This window comes from Novosphingobium sp. Fuku2-ISO-50 (assembly GCF_001519055.1).
Lineage (GTDB): Bacteria > Pseudomonadota > Alphaproteobacteria > Sphingomonadales > Sphingomonadaceae > Novosphingobium.
The window spans coordinates 6,996-29,824 of sequence record NZ_KQ954311.1; the positions used below are offsets into that span (position 1 = coordinate 6,996).

The 22,829-nt window shown below is 64.3% G+C and carries 17 protein-coding genes; 6 read left to right on the top strand and 11 right to left on the bottom strand.

From position 1 onward, the window contains the following. The 5 genes from AQZ50_RS19545 to AQZ50_RS19565 all read right to left on the bottom strand — a co-directional run. Positions 1–543 (bottom strand): electron transfer flavoprotein subunit beta/FixA family protein (locus tag AQZ50_RS19545; protein ID WP_067749283.1); only part of this gene is annotated, 543 nt, incomplete at its 3' end. A gap of 126 nt (positions 544–669) precedes the next feature. Next, positions 670–2,691: an acetyl-CoA carboxylase biotin carboxylase subunit gene (locus tag AQZ50_RS19550; RefSeq protein WP_067749284.1), complete on the bottom strand. Its 2,022-nt coding sequence runs from the start codon at positions 2,689–2,691 to the stop codon at positions 670–672. 78 nt (positions 2,692–2,769) lie between these two features. Then, entirely contained in the window at positions 2,770–4,908 is a 2,139-nt protein-coding gene (gene scpA / locus AQZ50_RS19555; protein WP_067749286.1) for a methylmalonyl-CoA mutase, read from the bottom strand. Between the two features lie 25 nt (positions 4,909–4,933). Beyond that, positions 4,934–5,371 carry a methylmalonyl-CoA epimerase gene (gene mce, locus AQZ50_RS19560; protein ID WP_067749289.1) on the bottom strand — a complete coding sequence of 146 codons (438 nt, stop codon included), beginning with the start codon at positions 5,369–5,371 and terminating at the stop codon, positions 4,934–4,936. Positions 5,372–5,391: 20 nt separating this feature from the next. Continuing rightward, complete coding sequence (locus AQZ50_RS19565) at positions 5,392–6,918, bottom strand: acyl-CoA carboxylase subunit beta (protein ID WP_067749292.1); 1,527 nt, start codon at positions 6,916–6,918, stop codon at positions 5,392–5,394. Positions 6,919–7,042: 124 nt separating this feature from the next. On the opposite strand from AQZ50_RS19565, the gene AQZ50_RS19570 reads away from it, so the two are divergent. Then, positions 7,043–8,452: a helix-turn-helix domain-containing protein gene (locus AQZ50_RS19570; RefSeq protein WP_067749295.1), complete on the top strand. Its 1,410-nt coding sequence runs from the start codon at positions 7,043–7,045 to the stop codon at positions 8,450–8,452. Between the two features lie 166 nt (positions 8,453–8,618). After that, the gene (locus tag AQZ50_RS19575) at positions 8,619–8,972 is read left to right on the top strand and encodes a hypothetical protein (protein ID WP_197412570.1); all 354 of its coding nucleotides are present in this window, start codon (positions 8,619–8,621) and stop codon (positions 8,970–8,972) included. 71 nt (positions 8,973–9,043) lie between these two features. Here the strand turns inward: AQZ50_RS19575 and mgtA are convergent, their stop codons facing one another. Next, the gene (gene mgtA / locus AQZ50_RS19580; RefSeq protein ID WP_067749299.1) at positions 9,044–11,596 is read right to left on the bottom strand and encodes a magnesium-translocating P-type ATPase; all 2,553 of its coding nucleotides are present in this window, start codon (positions 11,594–11,596) and stop codon (positions 9,044–9,046) included. 81 nt (positions 11,597–11,677) lie between these two features. Further along, entirely contained in the window at positions 11,678–12,481 is an 804-nt protein-coding gene (locus AQZ50_RS19585) for a VIT1/CCC1 transporter family protein (protein WP_156427460.1), read from the bottom strand. 191 nt (positions 12,482–12,672) lie between these two features. Between AQZ50_RS19585 and AQZ50_RS19590 the strand changes: the two genes are divergently transcribed. Together AQZ50_RS19590 and AQZ50_RS19595 are read left to right on the top strand one after the other, a co-directional pair. After that, on the top strand, positions 12,673–14,118 hold the full coding sequence (locus AQZ50_RS19590; RefSeq protein ID WP_067749302.1) for a glycosyltransferase 87 family protein: 1,446 nt from the start codon (positions 12,673–12,675) through the stop codon (positions 14,116–14,118). Positions 14,119–14,193: 75 nt separating this feature from the next. Next, entirely contained in the window at positions 14,194–16,146 is a 1,953-nt protein-coding gene (locus AQZ50_RS19595) for an oxidoreductase (protein ID WP_067749311.1), read from the top strand. A gap of 92 nt (positions 16,147–16,238) precedes the next feature. On the opposite strand, the gene sucD is transcribed toward AQZ50_RS19595, so the two are convergent. Beyond that, complete coding sequence (gene sucD, locus AQZ50_RS19600) at positions 16,239–17,123, bottom strand: succinate--CoA ligase subunit alpha (protein ID WP_067749314.1); 885 nt, start codon at positions 17,121–17,123, stop codon at positions 16,239–16,241. Between the two features lie 3 nt (positions 17,124–17,126). Continuing rightward, a complete protein-coding gene (gene sucC / locus AQZ50_RS19605) occupies positions 17,127–18,326 on the bottom strand; it encodes an ADP-forming succinate--CoA ligase subunit beta (RefSeq protein ID WP_067749317.1) in 1,200 nt (399 codons plus the stop codon). Between the two features lie 254 nt (positions 18,327–18,580). Between sucC and AQZ50_RS19610 the strand changes: the two genes are divergently transcribed. Further along, positions 18,581–19,357, top strand: coding sequence for a 3'(2'),5'-bisphosphate nucleotidase CysQ (locus tag AQZ50_RS19610; RefSeq protein WP_067749325.1), 777 nt, complete (start codon positions 18,581–18,583; stop codon positions 19,355–19,357). A 19-nt stretch (positions 19,358–19,376) separates the two neighbouring features. Here the strand turns inward: AQZ50_RS19610 and AQZ50_RS19615 are convergent, their stop codons facing one another. After that, positions 19,377–20,408: an aldo/keto reductase gene (locus AQZ50_RS19615; protein WP_067749328.1), complete on the bottom strand. Its 1,032-nt coding sequence runs from the start codon at positions 20,406–20,408 to the stop codon at positions 19,377–19,379. A 132-nt stretch (positions 20,409–20,540) separates the two neighbouring features. Next, complete coding sequence (locus AQZ50_RS19620) at positions 20,541–21,233, bottom strand: YiaD family glycine zipper/OmpA-like lipoprotein (protein ID WP_067749319.1); 693 nt, start codon at positions 21,231–21,233, stop codon at positions 20,541–20,543. A gap of 181 nt (positions 21,234–21,414) precedes the next feature. Between AQZ50_RS19620 and AQZ50_RS19625 the strand changes: the two genes are divergently transcribed. After that, positions 21,415–22,740: a hemolysin family protein gene (locus AQZ50_RS19625; RefSeq protein ID WP_067749321.1), complete on the top strand. Its 1,326-nt coding sequence runs from the start codon at positions 21,415–21,417 to the stop codon at positions 22,738–22,740. The last annotated feature ends 89 nt before the right edge of the window (positions 22,741–22,829 follow it).

Genomic DNA, 22,829 nt, shown 5'->3' on the forward strand with positions numbered 1-22,829 from the left:
ATTCAGCCGCAAGTCCGCCGTGATCACCGCCGGCAGCGCCAGGCTCACCGTTTCAAGACCGCCGTCGATTTCACGCTTGACCACAACAGCATCGCCTTCGACGCTGATTTCGTTGGCAAAGGTGCCCTGGCCGCGACCCAGCAACGCGGCAATCATCTGCCCCGTCTGGTTGCTGTCGTCGTCGATCGCCTGCTTGCCCGTGATGATCAGACCGGGCGCTTCTTCGTCCGCAATCGCCTTGACGATCTTGGCCACGGCCAGCGGTTCGACTTCGTCATCGGTCGACACCAAAATCGCCCGATCCGCGCCCATCGCCAGCGCCGTGCGCAAGGTTTCCTGCGCCTTTGCCGGGCCGACCGAAACCACCACGATCTCGGTAACCACGCCCTTTTCCTTCAGGCGAATGGCTTCCTCGACCGCAATCTCGTCAAACGGGTTCATGCTCATCTTGACGTTCGCGAGATCAACCCCCGTGCCGTCCGCCTTCACCCGCGGCTTCACGTTGTAGTCGATCACACGCTTTACCGTGACCAGCGCTTTCATTGCTTCCTCGGCCTTTCGTTCCAGATGCGCGCCCTCTAATTGGCGCTTACGTAAACGTCAACTAGCGAATCGCGGCAATCCCGTGGCGGGCGCGCCGGTGTCAGCCGCCGCGCCCGCCTCTATAACTCATTCCATTTCAAGGATAATCGCATCCACGGCAAGGCTGTCTCCGGCCTTGGCGTTGACGCTCTTGACCGTACCGGCCTTTTCCGCGCGCAGGATATTTTCCATCTTCATCGCTTCGACCACAGCGAGCGGCTGGCCGGCCTCGACCGAATCGCCGGGCTGGACATGCAGCGCGACGAGCAGACCCGGCATCGGGCAGATCAGGAACCGCGACAGATCCGGCGGGATCTTTTCGATCATGTACGCCGACAGATGCGCGATCCGCTGCGGCAGAACCTCGACGAGGTGAATCGCGCCGCGCGTGGTCAGACGAAAACCGGTGCGCAGCGGTTCGACCTTGACGGTCAGCGGCTCGCCATCGACTTCGGCAAGAACCAGCGTGTCGCCCGGCGTATATTCGAGTTCGAGATCGATCGCTGTGCCATCGACGGTCACCAGATCGGCCTCGAGCGAAACCGCGAAAGGATCCGAGCCGACCTTGATCGCCCATTCGCCCGGCGGATCGAGCCGATCGCCCAATTGCCCGTCGACGCGGCGCGCGCGGTCGGCGCGCGCGGTGGCAAGGAACCCGGCAATCGCGGCCAGACTGCGCTTCAACGCATGGCTCGCCGGGGCGCCATGAAACCCTTCGGGATATTCTTCGGCGATGAACCCGGTGGTCAGTTCACCCGAGCGAAAGCGCGGATGCTGCATGATCGCGCTGACGAAATCGATATTGTGGCCAAGGCCTTCGATCTCGAAGGCATCGAGCGCGGCAACTTGCTTGTCGGCGGCTTCGTCGCGCGTCGGGGCCCAGGTGATCAGCTTGGCGATCATCGGGTCATAGAACATCGAGACTTCGCCGCCTTCATAGACGCCGTCATCGATGCGCACGCCGTCCACGCCGCGCCGACCATTGGCCGCGCCGTCATCTTCCCAGCCCGTCACCGGCGGCTGATAGCGCACCAGCCGCCCGGTCGAGGGCAGGAAGCCGCGATAGGGATCTTCGGCATAGACGCGGTTTTCGATCGACCAGCCGTCGATGCCGATGTCATCCTGCGTGAAGGCAAGGCGTTCGCCTGCCGCGACGCGGATCATCTGTTCGACAAGGTCGATCCCGGTGATCGCCTCGGTCACCGGGTGTTCGACCTGAAGCCGGGTATTCATTTCGAGGAAGTAGAAGCTCTCGCCGGTCACATCGGCGCCCGACACGATCAGTTCGACCGTGCCTGCGGAATAATAGCCCACCGCGCGCGACAGCGCGACGCACTGTTCGCCCATCGCCTTGCGCATTTTGGGCGTGACGAACGGCGAAGGCGCTTCTTCGACCACTTTCTGGTGGCGGCGCTGGATCGAGCATTCGCGCTCGTTGAGATAGAGAATGTTGCCGTGCTGATCGCCCAGGATCTGGATTTCGATGTGACGCGGGTTGAGAATGAACTTCTCGATGAACACGCGATCGTCGCCAAACGAATTGAGCCCTTCGCGCTTCACCGCCTCGAAGCCTTCGCGGACGTCCTTTTCGTTGTAGGCGAGGCGCATGCCCTTGCCGCCGCCGCCGGCCGAAGCCTTCATCATCACCGGATAGCCGATCTCGTCGGAGATGCGGACAGCGTGCTCGGTATCCTCGATCTCGCCGACGAAGCCGGGCACGACATTGACGCCCGCTGCCTTGGCCAGTTTCTTCGATTCGATCTTGTCGCCCATCGCCGCGATTGCGCCCACGGGGGGGCCGACAAAGGCGATACCTTCGGCAGCCAGCGCCTCGGCAAAGCTGGTGCGTTCGGACAGGAAGCCATAGCCGGGGTGTACCGCATCGGCGCCAGTCTGCTTGCAGGCGGCAATGATCTTGTCGGCGATCAGATAGCTCTGCGCGGCGGGCGCGGGCCCGATATGCACGGCTTCATCGGCCATCTGCACAAACGGCGCGCGCGCGTCGGCATCGGAATAAACGGCCACGGTAGCGATGCCCATGCGGCGTGCGGTCTTGATCACGCGGCAGGCGATTTCACCCCGGTTGGCAATGAGGATCTTCTTGAACATCGCAATCCCAGCTTTCTTGATGCAGCATGTGCCGTGGCGCCCGGCGCCGCGTCATTTTCGATACCTGTAATCAGGCGGTCATTCCGTCGCTTGCAGTGCTTCGCCGATGGGGGGCATGTTGTGACCGAGCAGGCGCAGCATGTCGGCGGCGCATTCGACCACGTTCGAGCCCGGGCCATAGATCCCCTGCACCCCGGCTTCGCGCAAGTATTCGTAATCGTGCGGCGGGATGACGCCGCCGGCGACGACCTTGATGTCGCTGCGCCCCGCTTCGCGCAGCAGGCCGATCAGTTCGGGGATCAGCGTCTTGTGCCCGGCGGCGAGCGAGGAAGCCCCGATCGCATCGACACCCTTTTCCAAAGCCAGCGCGCACGTTTCCGGCGGGGTCTGGAACAGGGGGCCGCTGGTCACGTCAAAGCCCATGTCGGAAAAGGCCGATGCGATGACATTGGCGCCGCGATCGTGTCCGTCCTGGCCCATCTTGGCGACGAGCAGGCGCGGCTTGCGCCCCAGCCGACGCGAAACGGCTTCGACCCCGTCGAGCACTTGCTGATAACGGGAATCGCCCGCGTAGGCCGCGCCATAGACGCCCTTGACCGGGGTCGGGAAAGTACCGTGGCGGCCAAACACCGTTTCCATCGCGTCGGAAATTTCGCCGAGCGTGGCGCGATGCCGCGCGGCTTCGACGGCCAGTTCCAGCAGATTGGCGTTGCCCGCCGCGCCTTCGCGCATGGCAGCCAGCGCCGCCTGGCACTTCGCCTCGTCACGGGTCTGACGCACCTGGCGAATGCGCGCGATCTGCGATTCACGCACGGCATGGTTGTCGATGTCGAGCGTGTCGATCTTGTCTTCGGTGCCAAGGCGATACTTGTTCACCCCGACGATCACGTCTTCGCCCCGGTCCACGCGAGCCTGACGCGCGGCGGCGGCTTCCTCGATCATCGCCTTGGGCCAGCCGGCGGCGACCGCCTTGGCCATGCCGCCTTCGGCTTCGACGCGCTCGATGATCGTCCAGGCCTGATCGACCAGTTGCTGGGTCAGCGCTTCGATGTAGTACGACCCGCCCAGCGGATCGACCACGTTGCACATGCCCGTTTCTTCCTGGATCACGATCTGCGTGTTGCGGGCAATGCGCGCCGAAAAATCGGTCGGCAGCGCGATCGCTTCGTCGAGCGCATTGGTGTGCAGCGACTGCGTGCCGCCCAGCATCGCCGCCATCGCCTCGATCGTGGTGCGGATGACGTTGTTGTAGGGATCCTGTTCCTGCAACGACACGCCCGACGTCTGGCAATGGGTGCGCAGCATTTTCGAGCGTTCATCAGCCGCGCCGAGCTTCGTCATGACCCGGTGCCACAGCACGCGCGCGGCGCGCAGCTTGGCGACTTCCATGAAGAAGTTCATCCCGATCGCGAAAAAGAACGACAGACGCCCGGCGAACTTGTCGATATCGAGGCCCGAGGCGACCCCGTATTTCACATATTCCATCCCGTCGGCGATCGTGAACGCCAGTTCCTGGACTTGCGTCGCGCCGGCTTCCTGCATGTGATAGCCGGAAATCGAGATCGAATTGAATTTCGGCATGTTTGCGCTGGTATAGGCAAAGATGTCCGAGATCAGGCGCATCGACGGTTCGGGGGGATAGATATAGGTGTTGCGAACCATGAACTCCTTGAGGATGTCGTTCTGGATCGTGCCGTCGAGCTGTGCGGTCGGAACCCCCTGTTCCTGACCCGCGACAATGAAAAATGCCAGGATCGGGATGACCGCGCCGTTCATCGTCATCGACACCGACATCTGATCGAGCGGAATCCCGTCGAACAGGATCTTCATGTCCTCGACGCTGTCGATCGCCACGCCCGCCTTGCCGACATCGCCGACGACGCGCGGATGATCGCTGTCATAGCCGCGATGAGTGGCCAGATCGAATGCGACCGACAGGCCTTTTTGCCCGGCGGCGAGATTGCGGCGATAGAACGCGTTGGATTCCTCGGCGGTCGAAAACCCGGCGTATTGGCGGATCGTCCACGGACGCCCGGCATACATCGAGGCGCGCACCCCGCGCGTGAACGGCGCAAAGCCCGGCAGGCCGGGCTCTTGTGTCACATCCTCGGGCGTATAAAGCGGCTTGACCGCGATGCCTTCGGGGGTGTGCCAGGTCAGGTCTTTGCCCTTGACCTCTTTTGCGGCCGCTTTTTGCCAGTCGTCGAGCGTTGCCATCGTAATCCTCGTCCTTCGCGCGCGCTCAGTGGGCGCCTTTGGGCGTTTCCATGATTTCGGTCAGTTGCCCGCCCATGTCTTTGGGGTGGACAAAGAAGATCATCGTGCCGTGCGCACCGATGCGCGGTTCGCCGAGCACTTTCTTGCCCTTGGCCTCAAACCACGCCTTGGCGGCATGGATGTCGGGCACTTCGTAACAGATGTGGTGCTGCCCCCCGAGCGGGTTCTTTTCCAGCCACTTGCCGACGGCGGAATCGGTGACGGTCGGTTGCAGCAATTCGATCTGAGTGCCCGCGGTGCCGTTCTCGCCCGGCGTGTTGACGAAGGCCACGCGCACCATTTGCGATTCGAGCACAAACGGCTCGGTAATGTCGGTCGCGCCCATGACATCGCGATAAAACGCGATCGAGGCATCGAGATCGGGCGTCGCCACGCCGATATGGTTCAAACGTCCCAGTTTCATGACTTGTTCCCCCCCTCGCCTTACAACGGGATATTGTCGTGCTTCTTCCAGGGGTTTTCGAGCGCCTTGTGCCGCAGCTTGCGCAGACCCAGCGCAATGCGGCGACGGGTCGAATGCGGGTGGATCACTTCGTCGATGAAGCCCTTGGCCGCGGCGACAAACGGATTGGCGAAGCGGTCTTCGTATTCCTTGGTCTTTTGCGCGATCCCTTCGGCATCGAGACCCCGGAAAATGATCTCGACCGCGCCCTTGGCGCCCATCACCGCGATTTCCGCCGTCGGCCAGGCATAGTTGAGATCGCCGCGCAGATGCTTCGAGGCCATCACGTCATAGGCGCCGCCATAGGCCTTGCGCGTAATCACGGTGATCTTGGGCACGGTCGCCTCGGCATAGGCAAACAACAGCTTGGCGCCGTGCTTGATGATGCCGTTATGCTCTTGCGCGGTGCCGGGCAGGAAGCCGGGCACATCGACAAAAGTCAGGATCGGAATCTCGAACGCATCGCAGAACCGCACGAAGCGCGCGGCTTTCTTCGACGAATTGATGTCGAGCACGCCCGCCAGCACCAGCGGCTGGTTGGCGACGACACCCACCGTGCGGCCCTCGATACGACCAAAGCCGCAGATGATGTTGCCCGCGTGCTTGGGCTGGACTTCAAAGAAGTCGCCCTCGTCGAGCACTTTGCGGATCACTTCGTGCATGTCGTAGGGCTGCGTCGCCGAAGCGGGGATCAGCGTGTCAAGGCTTTCATCCATCCGGTCCCACGGATCGCTGCTGGGCCGCACCGGCACGCCGGTCTGGTTGGTCAGCGGCAGGAAATCGAAAAATTCGCGCGTTGCGAGCAGCGCGTCGATGTCGTTTTCACACGCCAGATCGGCAACCGAGGTCTTGGTCGTATGCGTGATCGCGCCGCCCAGCTCTTCCTGCGTGACGATCTCGTTGGTCACCGTCTTGACCACGTCGGGCCCGGTGACGAACATGTAGCTCGAGTCTTTCACCATGAAGATGAAGTCGGTCATCGCCGGGGAATAGACCGCGCCGCCCGCGCAAGGCCCCATGATCAGCGAGATCTGCGGAATCACACCCGAGGCATTGACATTGCGCTGAAAGATTTCGGCATAACCGCCAAGGCTGGCCACGCCTTCCTGAATGCGCGCGCCGCCCGAATCGTTGATCCCGATCACCGGCGCGCCGACTTTCATCGCCGTATCCATGACCTTGCAGATCTTCATCGCGTGGCGTTCGGAAACCGCGCCGCCAAACACCGTGAAATCCTGCGCAAAGACATAGACCAGCCGACCGTTGATCGTGCCCGATCCGGTGACCACGCCATCGCCCGGGACAACCGTATCGGGCATGCCGAAATCGATGCAGTTATGCTCGACATAGGTGCCTTCTTCTTCGAAGCTTCCTTCGTCGAGCAGGATGTCGATGCGGTCGCGTGCGGTCAGCTTGCCCTTGGCATGCTGCGCATCAATGCGGCGTTGGCCCCCGCCCAGCCGCGCTGCGGCGCGACGCTTTTCCATTTCGGCAATGTTCGCGGACATGGTCTGCCTTGCTGCCTCTTCCCGTGGTAATACGATTGCGCGCGAATGGCGCATTGCCACCGCTGTGTCCAATGTTAAGCTGCAAAGTTGTGAAGCGAAACTTTGCAAAGAAAGGCCGAAACACGTGAGCACGCGCCAACGCCTGTTTGCCGGGGCGCAACTGCGCACGCTGCGCGCACGCCGCGCCTTGCGTCAGGCCGACATGGCACAAGCCCTTGGAATCAGTGCCTCCTACCTCTCGCAACTCGAAAACGACGAACGCCACCTTACCCCCGCGCTGGCCGACGCCTTGCGCGCCGCGTTTCCGCTCGATTGGGCCGATCTTGCACCGGCGGGCGGCGACGCGCTGATCCGCGCGCTGCACGATGCGCTGGCCGATCCGCAATTGCCCGGCGACTTGCCCGGCGAAACGGTCGAACGCCTCGCGCGCCAGTTCCCCGGCTTTGCCGATCTGTTCGTACAGCTTCACAGCCTTCACGCGCAGACCCGGCTGCGCCTCGACATGCTTGACGAAACGATCGGCAGCACTGTCGCGGGCGGCGGTCGCCTGCCGTGGGAGGAAGTGCGCGACTGGTTTCACCATGCCAACAACTATGTCGATCCGCTCGACCGCGAAGCCGAAGACCTTGCCGCCGAAATCGCCGGAAGCGATCTGAGCCCCCGCGTCCAGTCGATGCAATCCTGGCTGCGCGCCAACGGGGTCTCCATCGCCTGGACCAGCGGCGGCCCGCTGCGCCGCTTTGACGCCGACCGCCGCCATCTCGAACTCGATTCAAACCAGCCGATCGAAAGCGGGCGGTTCCATCTTGCCTATCAGGTCGCCGCGCTCGCGCTGTCGCGCCCGATCGCCGCCATCGTCGAAGCCGCCGCCTTGCAAAGCGCGGCCGCCCGCCACATTCTGACCATCGGGCTTGGCAACTATGCCGCCGGCGCGCTGCTCATGCCCTATGAACGTTTTCGCACGGCCGCGCGCGAGCTTCGCCACGACATCGACCGCCTGCGTCTGATGTTCCACACCAGCTTCGAACAATGCTGTCACCGCCTGTCCACGCTGCAACGCCCGCGCGCGCGCGGTATTCCGGTGTTTTTCTGCCGCGTCGACATGGCCGGCAATATCACCAAGCGCCATTCTGCCACGCGCCTGCAATTCGGCCGCTTCGGCGGCGCCTGCCCGCTGTGGATCGTCCACGAAGCCGTCGCCATCCCCGACCGCATCCACGTCCAACTGTCCGAAATGCCCGATGGCATCCGCTATGTCTCGGTCGCCAAGGGCCTGGTCAAACCGTCGGGCAGCTATTACCGGCCGCCGCGCCGCTATGCCGTCGCTCTGGGCTGCGAAGCCACCCACGCCGCCGAATTCATCTATGCCGATGGCTTGAACCTCGCCTCCGATGACGCTGTGGCCCGTATCGGCGCGTCATGCCGCATCTGCCCGCGCGACCAATGCGACCAACGCGCCTTTCCCCCCAGCGACAAGGCGATCGATGTCGACCCGGCGCGGCGCGAACTGGTGCCCTATCGAATCATCGGGTGAGAAGGCGAAAGAATGCCAAGCGCAAGGGCCACTCGCGCCCTCATGTCCCCGGCATGAACGGGCTGATCAGGTCATGGTCAGGCTGGGGCTGATAGTCGCAAGATAACGATGCCCGCCACGCCGAAAGGTGTAAACATGGCGCGATCCGTTTGGAGGAGATGTTGCCATGAAACGTGTTCTGACTGTGACGCTGCTGGCGTTGGCCAGCTTGCCGCTTTCTGCCTGTATGGCCGACTACGGCTTTGGTGGCCCGGCTGTCTATGGCCCGGAGCCTTATGCCTACGACGGCTGGTACGATGGCTATTATGGCCCGGTCAACGATGGCTATTGGGGCGATGACGGCTATTTCTATTATCGCCACGGCGATGGCGACCGTGCCTATGTCCGCGGCGATCGCACCCATTTCGTGCATCAGGCGCCGCAGGGACCGCACAGTTACCAGCCGCTCCATGGCTCGGTATCGCCGAGGCAGGGCGTGCGCATGCCGCATTTCCCGCGCGGCAACAACGGCCATCACTGAGCGGGCGCACCCTTTGCGCAAGCACCGATAACCATGAATGCGAGGGCCACCCGGCCCTCGCATTTCCTGTTCTATCGAGCGCCGATAACCATCCGCTCAGCCGCAGGCAAAGCCCAGCGCTTGAGCAGTTCTGCCAGCAGCAGATAGGCGATCACCAGCCCGGCGATCGACAGGCTGAGCCCCGCCCCGAGCGGCTCGAAACCCAGCATCCCGGCCAGCGGCAGCCACGGCAGGATCAGCGCGACCGCCAGGCTGCCGAACAGCGTCGCGGCCAGTATCCGATGCGGGGGCAGACGCCAGGCCGCCCCGCTGGTGCGGATGATCAGCACGACGAGGATCTGCGTTGCCATCGATTCGACGAACCAGGCCGCGCGGAATGTCGGCACATCGACATGGAAAACCCAGAGCAGCAGGGCAAACGTGGCGATGTCGAACACCGATGACAGCGGCCCCATGATCGCGGTGAAGCGGACGAGCGCCTTTATGTCCCAGCCGTGGGGGCGTTTGAGCAGCGGCGGATCGGCGTGGTCAAACGGAATGCCGGTCTGCGACATGTCATAGAGCAGATTGTTGAGCAGGACTTGCACCGCAGTCAGCGGCAGGAACGGCAGGACCAGCGAAGCGAGCGCCATGGTCAGCATGTTGCCGAAGTTGGAACTGGTGCCCATGCGCAAGTATTTCATGATGTTGGCATACGTGCGCCGCCCTTCGGCAATGCCGTCGGCCAGCACCGACAGATCGGGCGCAAGCATGATCATGTCGGCCGCCTCGCGCGCGACATCCGTCGCGCCATCGACCGACAGACCGACATCGGCGGCGCGGATCGCGGGGGCATCGTTGATCCCGTCGCCGATAAAGCCCACCGTGTGCCCGCGCCCGCGCAGCGCGTGGACAATGCGCACTTTTTGATCCGGGCTGACGCGCGCAAACAAGTCGACTTCATCGACTTTGACCGCGAGCGCATCGACCGTCAGCCGCGTAATCTCTTCGCCGGTCAGCACGTTGGCATGGGGCAGCCCGACTTGCGCGGCGAGATGCTGCGCCACCGCCGCCGCATCGCCCGAGACCAGCTTTACCCGCACACCCGCTTCGGCCAGCCGGGCAAGTGCCGCCGGGGCGCTCGCCTTGGGCGGATCGATGAACACGCAATAGCCGGCAAGGATCAGGCCGTCGTCATCGTCGATATCGATGCGCGTGCGCCCCGCCGCCTCTTTCCACGCCACGCCCAACATGCGCAGCCCTTCCCCCGCGCGCGCGGCAACCAGCGCCTCGGCCTGAGCCCGGATCGCATCGTCGATCGCAATCACGCTGCCGTCGGCCTGTTCGACGCGCGAACACAGCGCAAGCACCGTTTCGGGCGCGCCCTTGACGATCTCGATGCGCTGTTCGCCCTTTTCGGCAAGCACCGAAACCCGCCGCCGCTCGAAATCAAAGGGCCGCTCGTCCAGCTTTGCCCATTCATTCAGGCCGCCGGGCGTGCCGTGGCTCAACAAGGCTTCGTCGAGTGGACTTTTCAGCCCGGTTTCAAAGCTGGCATTGACTGCCGCCAGTTCGTAGACGCGCTCGCGATCGGTGCCATCGACGCCGGGATGTCCGACCAGCGCGATGCGCGCCTCGGTCAGAGTGCCGGTCTTGTCGGTGCACAGAACGTCCATCTGGCCAAGGTCGTGAATCGATGACAGCCGTTTGACCACGACTTTTGCCGCCGCCATGCGCTGCGCCCCGCGCGCCAGCGTGATCGTCATGATCATCGGCAACAGTTCCGGCGTCAGCCCCACCGCCAGCGCCATCGAAAACAGAAACGATTCGAGCGGCGGCTTGCCCAGCGCCAGCCGCGCCAGAAGGACAAACAGCACGAGAAAGACCGTTAGCCGCGCGATCAGCATGCCAAACCGGCGAATGCCGACTTCGAACGCGGTCACTTCCTGATCGCCGCCGAGCGAACTGGCAATCGCGCCAAACCGCGTGCGCGCGCCGGTCTCGACCACCAGCATCGTCACCGTGCCGCCGATCACCGAACTGCCGCTCAGCATCAGGTTGTCGGCATCGGCCATTCCGGCCTGCGCGTCGAAACCTGCGGACTTTTCGACCGGAAACGATTCGCCCGTCAGCGCCGCCTGATTCACTTGCGCCGCATTCGCCTCCAGCACGACACCATCGGCGGGGACGAGATCGCCCGCAGACATGCTGGCCACATCCCCCGGCACCAGCTCATCGACCGGGCGTTCCTGCCATGTGCCATTGCGCAAGACTCGCGCGGTCAGCGCAATCGAGCGTTTCAGCGCCTCTGCCGTCGCTGCCGCGCGCCGTTCCTGCACGGTATCGAGCACAGTCGAGAGCAGAACGATCCCCAGAATGATCGTAAAACTGGCAAGATCGCCGGTGATCCCCGCCGCCATCGCCGCCGCCAGCAGAATCAGCACCAGCGGATTGGCGAGCCGCCGCACGAAATCGAGCCAGACCGGGCGCCGCGTCGAATCGGGCAGGGCATTGGCACCATAGCGCGCGCGCCGCCCGGCGACTTCGTCGGACGTCAGCCCGCCGCGCCCAACGCCCAGCGCCGACAGATTGGCGTCGGCATCGCGCTGCCAGAACTCGATGGACTTGGCTGCGTCCTGTGTCATTCAAACCTCAGCAGGAAAGAGGGGCAAACCTCAGCAGGAAAGAGGGGCAAACCTCAGCAGGAAAGAGGGGCAACAGACACGTTACGCGGCGATGTGAAACAGATGGCCCACACACGCCGACACCGCCAGCGCCACCCCGCCCAGCAGCGTCACGCGTACCATGCCCTTGCCGACCGGCGCGCCGCCAGCGTGGGCGCCAAGCGCGCCCAACAGCGCCAGACAGGCCAGCGTGGCGATGGCCATCGCCAGCAGCACGCCCGCGCCCGGAAAGACCAGCGCCGTCGCCAGCGGAATGATGCCCCCGGCCAGAAAGCTCAAAGCCGAAGCCAGGGCTGCCTGCATCGGCTTAGCGGCTTGTTCCTCGGCCAGTCCCAGCTCGTCGCGCGCATGAGCATCGAGCGCATCGGTGCGCATCAACGCGTCAGCCACGTGCCCGGCGAGATCGGGCGCAAGCCCGCGCCGCTGATAAATGGCCTTCAATTCGTCGCGTTCGGCCACAGGTTCGGCGCGCAATGCCCGCGCTTCGCGCAAGAGGTCGGCGCGTTCTGAATCGGCCTGGCTGCCGACCGAGACATATTCCCCCGCCGCCATCGACAGCGCGCCGGCCACGATCCCGGCCACGCCGGTCAGCACAAGCTGTTGCGAACCGACCGCAGCGGCCGCGACGCCGCTCATCAGGCTGGCGGTGGAAAGCAGGCCGTCGTTGGCGCCGAGCACCGCCGCACGAAGCCACCCCGCCCGGTTGACGAAATGGACCTCGTCGCTGGCATGGCGGTCAATTCCTTCCGAAACGATCGGCTTGCTGACCAGCCTGGCCTGTCCGCTGTCATCGACGGCGAGAGTCTGATCGGGGTTTGTGACGGCTTGGGCTGCGATATCGATCATGCGGAGATCTCGTGTGCGACAGCAGGGAATGGCGAATGCGCCGGTGCCGGGACGCGCTCTACCACCGGGACATCAAATCCGGAACCGCCATCGTTATGCGTCTGATAAGCAAACCGTGATACGGCTTGATCGTGCCGCCACGCCGTCCGGGCCATCGATCCCCGGGGGCCCGCCTTTTCCGGAAAGCCGCAATGCCGTCCAGCAGAACCGTTATCGCGCAGGAAAACCGGTCACCGCAAGCGCCAGACCTTCTGACGTTCCCGGGCCTTCTTCCGTTCCCGGGCCTTCTTCCGTTCATCGCCTATCTCGACTTTGCAATCCTGCTGCCCACGGCGCCGTTCCAATCGGGCCCGGCCCGCGCCGCCTTGCTGTCGGTGTTTCTGCTCTATCTGGTCGTCCTGCTCGGCCGTCGCCGGGCGTTTGCGGCGCTGGAAGCCTGGCTGATCAAGGCGCCGTCTGCGGGCCGGATCGCGCTGGTCGGGATTGTCCCGGCGACCGTTCTGGCCATGTCGCTGACATCTGTGAACAAAGTGCGGATTGTCGAAGCGCTGATCGTCATGCTGCTCGCCCTCGGCATGGCTTGGCGGCAATGGGATCACCGTCATGCGAACCGCCATCTCATCCGGGCGCTGGTCGTGCTGGCACTGGCCGTGCCGCTGCTCAATCTGGTCAGCGGGATGCTGGTGCCCAAGCTGTCGGATGTCGCGACAACCACGGTCGATGCCGCGCGCCTGCTGTGGGCCGGGCACAATCCCTATGCGGCCTCGATCGATCCCTACGGCGCCGCCAACGCGCACGACCCGGCCTTTGGCGGGTACAAATATCTGCCCTTGATGATCGCGCTCGATCTGCCGTTCGTCCTGCCGTTCGGACAGCAAGCGGTGCTGTGGCTCGATGCGCTGACGGTTGCCGGGCTTGGCGCGGTGGTCTGGGTGCTGGCGTCGGGCAATCCGGCGCGGCCTGGCCGGTCGGACACGCGCTGGCTGGCGCTGGCGATAACTCTGGCGACGCCCGAACTGGCGGAATCCAGTCTGGCCATGGGCTATAACGATGTCATCGGCACTCTGCTCGTGCTCGGCGCCTTTTGGGCATGGGGGCGATCGGCGGCGCTGGCCGGATTGCTGGTGGGATGCAGCATCTCGTTCAAGCTGATGCCGGGGCTTGTCGCGATGACGCTGCTGTTTCCGCCCGATCGCTGGCGGCCCTATGTGCTGGGCCTTGCCGCCGGGCTGGTGCCCGATGCTCTGGCGCTGGCGTGGGATCCCCGGGCGTTTGTCCGCAATGTGCTGGTGTTCAATCTGGTCCGTTCGCCCGATCCGACCTCGTGGCGACTGCTCGCGCCGGTCTGGCTGGGCCGCGTGGCCGGCCTTGGCGCGCTGGCGGCATGGGGCGTGATTTCGCTCTGGCTGGCGCTGGGTCGGCGCGCCTTGTCGAATCGCGATCCGCTGGACTTGCGGCTGGGCCTGTTCGTGATCGTGGTGCTGATCCTGATCATGACCGGATCGACCGCGCATGACGATTACATGGTGTGGTGGATGCCCGCAGCCGCAGTGCTTTTCGCGCGCAATGCCGGGCGGAACGCTGCGACCGACGCTGCGGCCATGCCGCCTACAAAGGCGCGGCGCGCGGCTGGATGAAGCCGGAATTCCCCGGCTATGACGAAGCGGTGGCGCAAGCTAACCTGACCGCGCGCCAACAACTCCGGGGACATCATGACCGCGTTGCCCACTCTGTTTTCGCCGATCACGATCCGCAATCTGACCATCCGCAACCGGATCCTGTCGACCGGGCATGACACGACGCTACCCACCGCTTTCGTGCCCAACGATGCGCTGATCGCCTATCATCGCGCGCGCGCGGCGGGCGGGGCCGGGCTGATCGTGATGCAAGTGGCCGGTGTCCACGAATCCGCGCGCTATACCTCGCATCTGCTGATGGCGATCTCCGACGACTGCATTGCGGGCTATACCCGCGTGGCCGAGGCGGTTCATGCCCATGGCTGCGCGCTGTTCGGGCAACTGTTTCACCCGGGCCGCGAAATCATGGAAAGCCAGGACGGCACCCTGCCGGTGGCCTATGCCCCGTCGGCCGTGCCCAACGAGCGCTTTCACGTGACCCCCCGCCCGATGTCTGCGCGCATGATCGGCGAAGTGATCGCGGGCTATGCCGCAGCCGCCCACCGGCTCGAACGCGCCGGGCTCGACGGCGTCGAAGTCGTCGCCAGCCACGGCTACCTGCCTGCCCAGTTTCTCAATCCGCGCGTCAACCGGCGCGACGACCGCTATGGCGGCGATGACACCGGGCGCCGCCGCTTCCTCGACGAGGTGATCGCCGCGATCCGTGCCGCGACCGGGCCCGATTTCGTCGTCGGGCTGCGAATCAGCGGCGATGAAAAGGACAGCGAAGGCCTGACCGCCGACGAAGTCCTGACGGCGCTGATCGCGTTTGACGGACGCTTTGACTATTACAACATCACGGCGGGCACATCCGCCGGGATCGGCAGCGCAGTCAACATCGCCCCGCCGATGGCGATCGCCCACGGTCACCTCGCCCCGCTTTCCGCCGCGATCAAGGCGAAAGTCGCAACGCCGGTGTTCGTCGCCGGGCGGATCAACCAGCCGCAAGATGCCGAACGCATCGTGGCAAGCGGCGCCGCCGACATGGTCGGCATGACCCGCGCGATGATCTGCGACCCCGAAATGCCCGCCAAGGCGGCGGCGGGCCGGCTTGACGACATTCGCGCCTGCATCGCCTGCAATCAGGCGTGCATCGGCCATTTTCACATGGGCTATCCCATTTCGTGCATCCAGCATCCCGAAACCGGGCGCGAACTGACGTATGGCACGCTGTCCCCGACGGCCAAGCGGCGGCGCATCCTGATCGCGGGCGGCGGCCCGGCGGGGATGAAAGCCGCCGCCGTCGCCGCCGCGCGCGGCCACGAAGCGATCCTGTGCGAAGCCGCCCGCCAGCCCGGCGGCCAGACGCTGCTTGCCCAGATGCTGCCCGGACGCGCCGAATTCGGCGGTATCGTCACCAATCTGGCGCGCGAAATGACGCTGGCCGGGGTCGATGTCCGCCTGAACCAGCCGGTGACCCGCGCGCTGGTCGAACAGATCGCCCCCGACGCCGTGGTCATCGCCACCGGCGCGCAACCCCGCGCGGCCCCGGTCGAAGGCGCCGAAACCGGCCATGTGGTCAATCCCTGGCAAGTCCTGCGCAATGAAGTGAACGTCGGCGCCAGCGTGCTGATCGCCGACTGGAGCCTCGACTGGATCGGCATGGGCCTCGCCGAAAAGCTCGCCCGCGCCGGATGCCGCGTGCGCCTCGCGGTCGACGGCTACATGCCCGGCCAGCGCATCCACCAATATGTGCGCGATCACTGGGCCGGTGTGCTCCACGATCTTGGCGTTGAAGTGATCCCATATGCCCGGCTCTACGGCATCGACGAACGGACCGTGTTTTGCCAACATGCCTCCAGCGGCGCCCCGATCCTGTTCGAAGGCGTCGACACCCTGATCACCGCCCTCGGCCACCAAAGCATCGCCACGCTCGAAGGCGATCTGGCCGAAACCGGCCTGGAGCTCCACCTCATCGGCGACGCGCTGACCCCGCGCACCGCCGAAGAAGCCGTCTTTGAAGGGCTGAAAGTCGGGGTGGCGCTGTAGGGGAAGCGTAGCGAGCTGGCAGCGCCGTTCTTTTCGACAAACAAAAAGGGCCGGAGTTTCCTCCGGCCCTTTTCAGATTATCGAAGGTCGGATCAGCCCTTGAGCACGTCCGCCAGCGTTTCACCCAGCAGGCTGGGCGAGGGGCTGACGCGGATGCCCGCAGCTTCCATCGCGGCGATCTTGCTTTCCGCATCGCCCTTGCCGCCCGAAACGATCGCTCCGGCGTGGCCCATGCGGCGGCCCGGAGGCGCCGAACGGCCTGCGATAAAGCCGGCCATCGGCTTTTTGCGGCCGCGCTTGGCTTCGTCGATCAGGAACTGCGCGGCCTGTTCTTCGGCATCGCCACCGATTTCGCCGATCATGATGATCGACTTGGTGTCTTCGTCGGCCAGGAACAGTTCGAGCACGTCGATGAAGTTGGTGCCGTTGACGGGGTCGCCGCCGATGCCGACAGCCGTCGTCTGACCAAGGCCGATGTTCGAGGTCTGGAACACCGCTTCATACGTCAGCGTACCCGAGCGCGAAACGACGCCGACGCTGCCCTTCTTGAAGATGCTGCCCGGCATGATGCCGATCTTGCATTCATCGGGGGTCAGCACGCCGGGGCAGTTCGGCCCAATCAGGCGCGACTTCGAACCCTGAAGCGCACGCTTCACGCGCACCATGTCGAGCACCGGAATGCCTTCGGTGATGCACACGATCAGTTCCATCTGCGCATCGATCGCTTCGAGGATGGCATCGGCCGCACCCGGAGGCGGAACGTAGATGCACGAAGCGGTTGCGCCGGTGGCGGCCTTCGCATCGGCAACGCAGTCATACTGCGGCAGGCCGATGTGGGTGGTGCCGCCCTTGCCGGGGGTCACGCCCGCAACCATCTGCGTGCCATAATCGAGCGCGGCCTGGGTGTGGAAAGCGCCGGTCTTGCCGGTCATCCCCTGCGTGATGACCTTGGTGTGCTTGTTGACGAGAATCGACATGGTTCAGGAAACCTTCCGGACTTCGGCCACGATCTTCTGCGCGGCGTCGCCAAGGTCATTGGCGGGGACGATGGGGAGGCCAGAGTTGGCAAGGATGTCCTTGCCCTGCTGCACGTTGGTGCCTTCGAGGCGGACGACGAGGGGAACCTGCAGGTTCACTTCCTTCGCGGCGGCAACGATGCCGTCGGCGATGATGTCGCACTTCATGATGCCGCCAAAGATGTTGACGAGAATGCCCTTCACCGCCGGGTCGCGCAGAATGATCTTGAACGCGGCCGTAACCTTTTCGGTGGTGGCGCCGCCGCCCACGTCGAGGAAGTTGGCGGGGAATTCGCCGTTGAGCTTGATGATGTCCATCGTCGCCATGGCAAGGCCTGCGCCGTTGACCATGCAGCCGATGTTGCCGTCGAGCTTGATATAGGCGAGGTCGTACTTGCTGGCTTCGATTTCGGCCGGGTCTTCCTCGGTTTCGTCGCGCAGCGCGACGACATCGGGGTGACGATAGAGCGCGTTCGAATCAAAGCTCATCTTGGCGTCGAGCACGAGCAGCTTGCCATCGGCCGATTCGACCAGCGGGTTGATTTCGAGCATGTCGGAATCGAGCGCGACGAATGCTTCGTACAGCTGCTTCGACAGCTTTTGCGCCTGCTTGTTGAGATCGCCCGACAGCTTCAGCGCAAACGCGACCGCGCGGCCGTGGTGCGGCTGGAAACCGGTTGCCGGATCGATTACGATGGTGGTGATCTTTTCCGGGGTGTTGTGCGCGACGTCTTCGATGTCCATGCCGCCTTCGGTCGACACGATCAGCGCGACGCGCCCGGTGCCACGGTCAACCACCAGCGACAGGTAGTATTCCTTGGCGATGTCGACGCCGTCGGTGACATAGAGACGGTTGACCTGCTTGCCCGCTTCGCCGGTCTGGATGGTGACGAGCGTGTTGCCGAGCATTTCGCGCGCGTGAATGGCCACTTCTTCCACCGACTTGGCGAGGCGCACGCCGCCCTTGGCGTCGGCGGGCAATTCCTTGAACTTGCCCTTGCCGCGACCGCCGGCATGGATCTGCGCCTTGACGACATAGATCGGTCCGGGAAGCTGCTTGGCGGCCTCGACCGCTTCTTCGGTCGTCAGTGCGGGAATGCCCGCTGGGATGCTGACGCCATACTTGGCGAGCAGTTCCTTGGCCTGGTACTCATGAACATTCATGGCGATAGTTCCCCGCTTTGACGGTGGGAGGAAAGCCCGGCCCGGCGGGGCGCCGGACCAGTCGAGTCCTGCCGCCTTAAGCACACGGTTATCGGCTTGAAAAGGGGCCTCATGCTGCAGCGCATGCAGCGCGCGCCCCGCGCTCTCACCCGGTGACAGGCAAGTATGCATACGAATGAGTAAATAACCGAAAGGCCCCTACGCCAAAGGGTGGTCTTGCTTTGGCGCCCGCGTTGCATCATCGCCGGATCAGGATGATCGATTATGCCCGCCTTGAAGCCATTGTTCGCCAGGCCGGTCGGCTGGCCATGGCGCATTGGCCGGGCGCGGGGCATGCGCCGCAAGTGTGGGAAAAAAGCCCGAACAACCCGGTGTGTGAAGCCGATCTGGCCGTCGACGCCTTTTTAAAGCGCGAACTGGGCACGCTTTTGCCGAGCGCAGGCTGGTTGTCGGAGGAAACCGCCGATCACCCCGACCGGCTTGACCGATCGCTGTGCTGGGTGGTCGATCCGGTCGACGGGACACGCGATTTCGTGAACGCGCGCAGCGGGTGGTGTGTTTCGGTGGCGCTCGTCAGCGCGGGGCGCGCACTGATCGGCCTGCTCGATGCGCCGGCACGCGATGAATTCTGGATCGCCACCGCCGGGCGCGGCGCCTTTCGCAACGGGCAGCCGCTGATCGCGAGCACGCGGAGCGAACTTCCCGGCGCGCGGGTGCCCGCCGACAGTCTTGCCAAAGTGGATCAGGATCTGATCATGGTCGACAAGCCCAACTCGATCGCACTGCGCATCGCCATGGTCGCGGCGAACGAGGCGGATCTGCTCGCGACTTTGCGCTGGGGCTTCGAATGGGACATCGCCGCCGCGTGCCTGATCGCGCGGGAGGCGGGCGCCGCGGTCAGCGATGCATTCGGCGCGCCGTTCGATTTCAACAAGCGCGACCCGCGCGCCTTCGGCCTGCTGGTGACCGCGCCCGCGATCCATGCCGCAGCGGTCGAGCGGCTGGCCGATCGCGCGGCCAGGGCATCGTGACGCTCTGAAACAGGGGAAATTACTCCTCCAATTCAAGGCATTCCGCGAAATCTTCGGTATCGATCGTGGCCTGCATGGCCTTGGCATAGCGATGACCGGCGACGGTTTGCTGGTTGATCAACGCGTCGACCTTCGCCGCCACGTCAACGGGGATCGTCCAGTCCCGGCGCGCGATGTTTTCTTCGAGATGGGCCATCTTCGCGGTGCCGGGGATGGCCACGACATGGGGGCCGCGCGACAGCACCCAGCCGAGCGACAATTGTGCCGGGCTGACGCCCGCCTCGGCGGCAAGCGCGTTGAACTGGCGCAACAGGCCAAGATTGTGCTGCCAATTGGCGCCCTTGAAGCGCGGCATGCCGGGGCGGATGTCGCCTTCGTCAAGCGCGGCGGGATCGGCCACGCCATTGGCCAGCGCGCCGCGCCCGACTGGCGAAAAGGCAACGAACGTCGTCCCCAGTTCGCGGCAGGCATCGAGCACGGCGATTTCCGCCTGGCGCGTCCAGGGCGAATATTCGGTCTGCATGGCCGCGACCGGATGGACCGCCGCGGCGCGGCGCAGCGTGTCCGCCGACATTTCCGACAGCCCGATCGCCCCGATCTTTCCTTCCTTGATCAGGTCCGCCAACGCGCCGACCGAATCCTCGATCGGCACGGCAAAATCGCGGCGATGCATATAATACAGGTCGATATGATCGGTCTGAAGCAAACGCAGCGAGATTTCGAGCTGTTCGCGGATCGTTTCCGGCTTGCAGTCGATACCGCGCCGTTCACCGCTGGCAAAGATGCCCATCTTGCTGGCAAGAAAGACTTTGTCGCGTTTGCCGCGCAGCGCCTCGCCGACGAGCGTTTCGTTGTGACCCTGGCCATAGAGCCGTGCGGTGTCGAAATGGTCATAACCAAGCTCGATCGCGCGATGCAGCAGGGCAATGCCGTCCTCGTCCGAGGGGCGCTTGCCATAGGCCCAACTGAGCGACATGCAGCCGAGCCCGATCGGGTTGATCAGGCGGCCATTGATCGGGCGGCCATTGATCGGGCAGGGGGTAATCGACATGCCGGTCTCCTTTGCCGCGCCGATGCCAGCAGGCACGGCACGGCGTCAAGAAGAAGTGATGGCACAGTGAGGCGGGCGCGGGCCGGTGCCACCGTCTCCACTCGCCCTTTCGCGAATGGAGAAAACAGCCCCTTAGTTGCTGCCCTTTGCGCGGGCGACGTCGTCCTGGGTAACCGGCACGATCTTGATTTCGACGCGGCGGTTGGCGGCGCGGCCTTCGGGGGTGTCGTTCGATGCGATCGGCTGGGTCTTGCCAAAGCCGGTGCTGCGGATGCGCGCCGGAGTGACACCCCTGGAGATGAAATAGTCGGCGACGACGCGCGCCCGGTTTTCCGACAGCGTCTGGTTATAACTGTCAGAACCCACCGCATCGGTATGACCGTAAACGTCGACCAGCGAATTGGGATATTTGTTGAGGCTTTCGGCGATCTGGTCGAGCGTGGTGGTGAACCCCGGCTTGAGCAGCGTGCTGTTGGTGTCGAACGTCACGCCGCCGGGCAAGTTGACGAGGATCGCCTGGCCATTGTCGACCGGCGTTACGTCGACACCGGTCCCGGCGGTCTTTTCCTTCAGCTCCCTGATCTGCTTGTCCATGGTATAACCGACCGCAGCGCCGGCAATGCCGCCGATGCCCGCACCGATGATCCGCCCGGTGCCCCCGCCGATCAGCCCGCCGAGAAGAATCCCGCCGACCACCCCGGCACCCGCGCCGATCGCCGTGCGTGAAACCTTTTTATGGCCGGTGTTGGGGTCGGTGACACAGGCCGACGTACCGACCAGCGACACCGCGCAAAGCGAAGCGACAAGAACCCGACGAACTTTCATGACCCAAATCCCGATTGCAACTGGTGTGACCAGACCTACCCCAACTGACGCGCTTTGCCAGCCCGTCGCACGGCTCACGCCTTGATAACCGATACAATCCTGAATGGAATCCGAACGAAGCGAATATGACAAGCGGCAGAACCCTTCGCGTAAGGCAACAAATCTGCTAGCGGCTTGAGCCGTGACACCATTTCCCTGGACTGATGTCGTCATCATTGGCGCCCTGGTCGTTCTCAACGGCCTGTTTTCGATGTCGGAGCTGGCCATCGTGTCGGCGCGCCCGGCGCGGTTGAAGATGCGCGCCGAAGCGGGGTCCGCCAGCGCCCGGCTGGCGCTCGACCTCGCCCACGATCAAGGCAAGCTGTTGTCCACGGCGCAAATCGGGATCACGCTGGTCGCTGTCATTTCCGGCGCCTTTTCGGGATCGAGCCTCGGCGGCCCGGTCGGCGAAAGGCTGGCCGCGCTCGGCCTTGGCCGGGACATCGCGCCCGAGGCGGGCTTTGCGCTGGTCATTGCCCTGACCACGTATTGCAGTCTGGTGATCGGCGAGCTTGTGCCCAAACAGCTGGCGCTGCGCTCTGCCGAGCCGATCGCCGTCATCGCCGCGCGACCGATGGCGATCGTCGCGCTGGTTGCCGCGCCGCTGGTCTGGTTGCTCGATACCTCGTCAGAGCTGGTCTTGCGGCTTTGCGGGATGGACGATGCGACCGGGCAGGACGTCACCACCGAAGAACTGGAAATGATCTTTGCCGAAGCGACCCGCTCGGGCGTGATCGAGGAAGACGAGCGCGCGCTGATGACCAGCGTGATGCGGCTGGCCGAGCGCCCGGTGCGCGATGTGATGACCCCGCGCACCGAACTGCACTGGATCGACCATGAAGCGGGGGACGCCGCGATTCGCGAGGCGATTGCCGGATGCCCGCATTCGCTGCTGCTGGTCGCCGACGGCTCGGTCGACACCGTGGTCGGGGTGGTGCGCGTGCGCGACGTGTTGCAGGCCATGGTGCGCGGCGAAGCGACGGAACTGACCGCGCTGATGAAACGCCCGGCGATCGTGCCCGACCAGCTCGACGCGATGGACGCGCTGCGCCAGATTCAGCAAGGCGAAGTCGCGCTCGCGCTCGTCCACGACGAATATGGCCATCTCGAAGGGATCGTCACCCCGGCCGACTTGCTCGATGCGATCGCCGGGACATTCGTTGCGCATGGCGATGATGGCGATACGCCGATGCTGATCGAGCGCGAGGACGGATCGCTGCTGATTTCCGGCGCCTTGCCCGCCGATGCCATGGCCAACCGGCTCGGCATCGACTTGTCCGACGACCGCGATTTCGCAACGGTCGCCGGGTTTGCGCTGTCGGTGCTCAAAAAGCTGCCGCAGGAAGGCGAAATCTTCAGGAGCCAGGGCTGGCGCTTTGAAGTCGTCGATATGGACGGGCGCAAGATCGACAAACTGCTCGCCAGCCGGATCAAGAGCGCACAGCCGTCCAGCGCACTGGACGGGTAAAAGCCGATCCCCCCGGATGCGGGCTACCTGATTCGTATATCTCAACTGCGCATATTTTATGCATGCAAATCAAATAGGTCCGCTCGTCC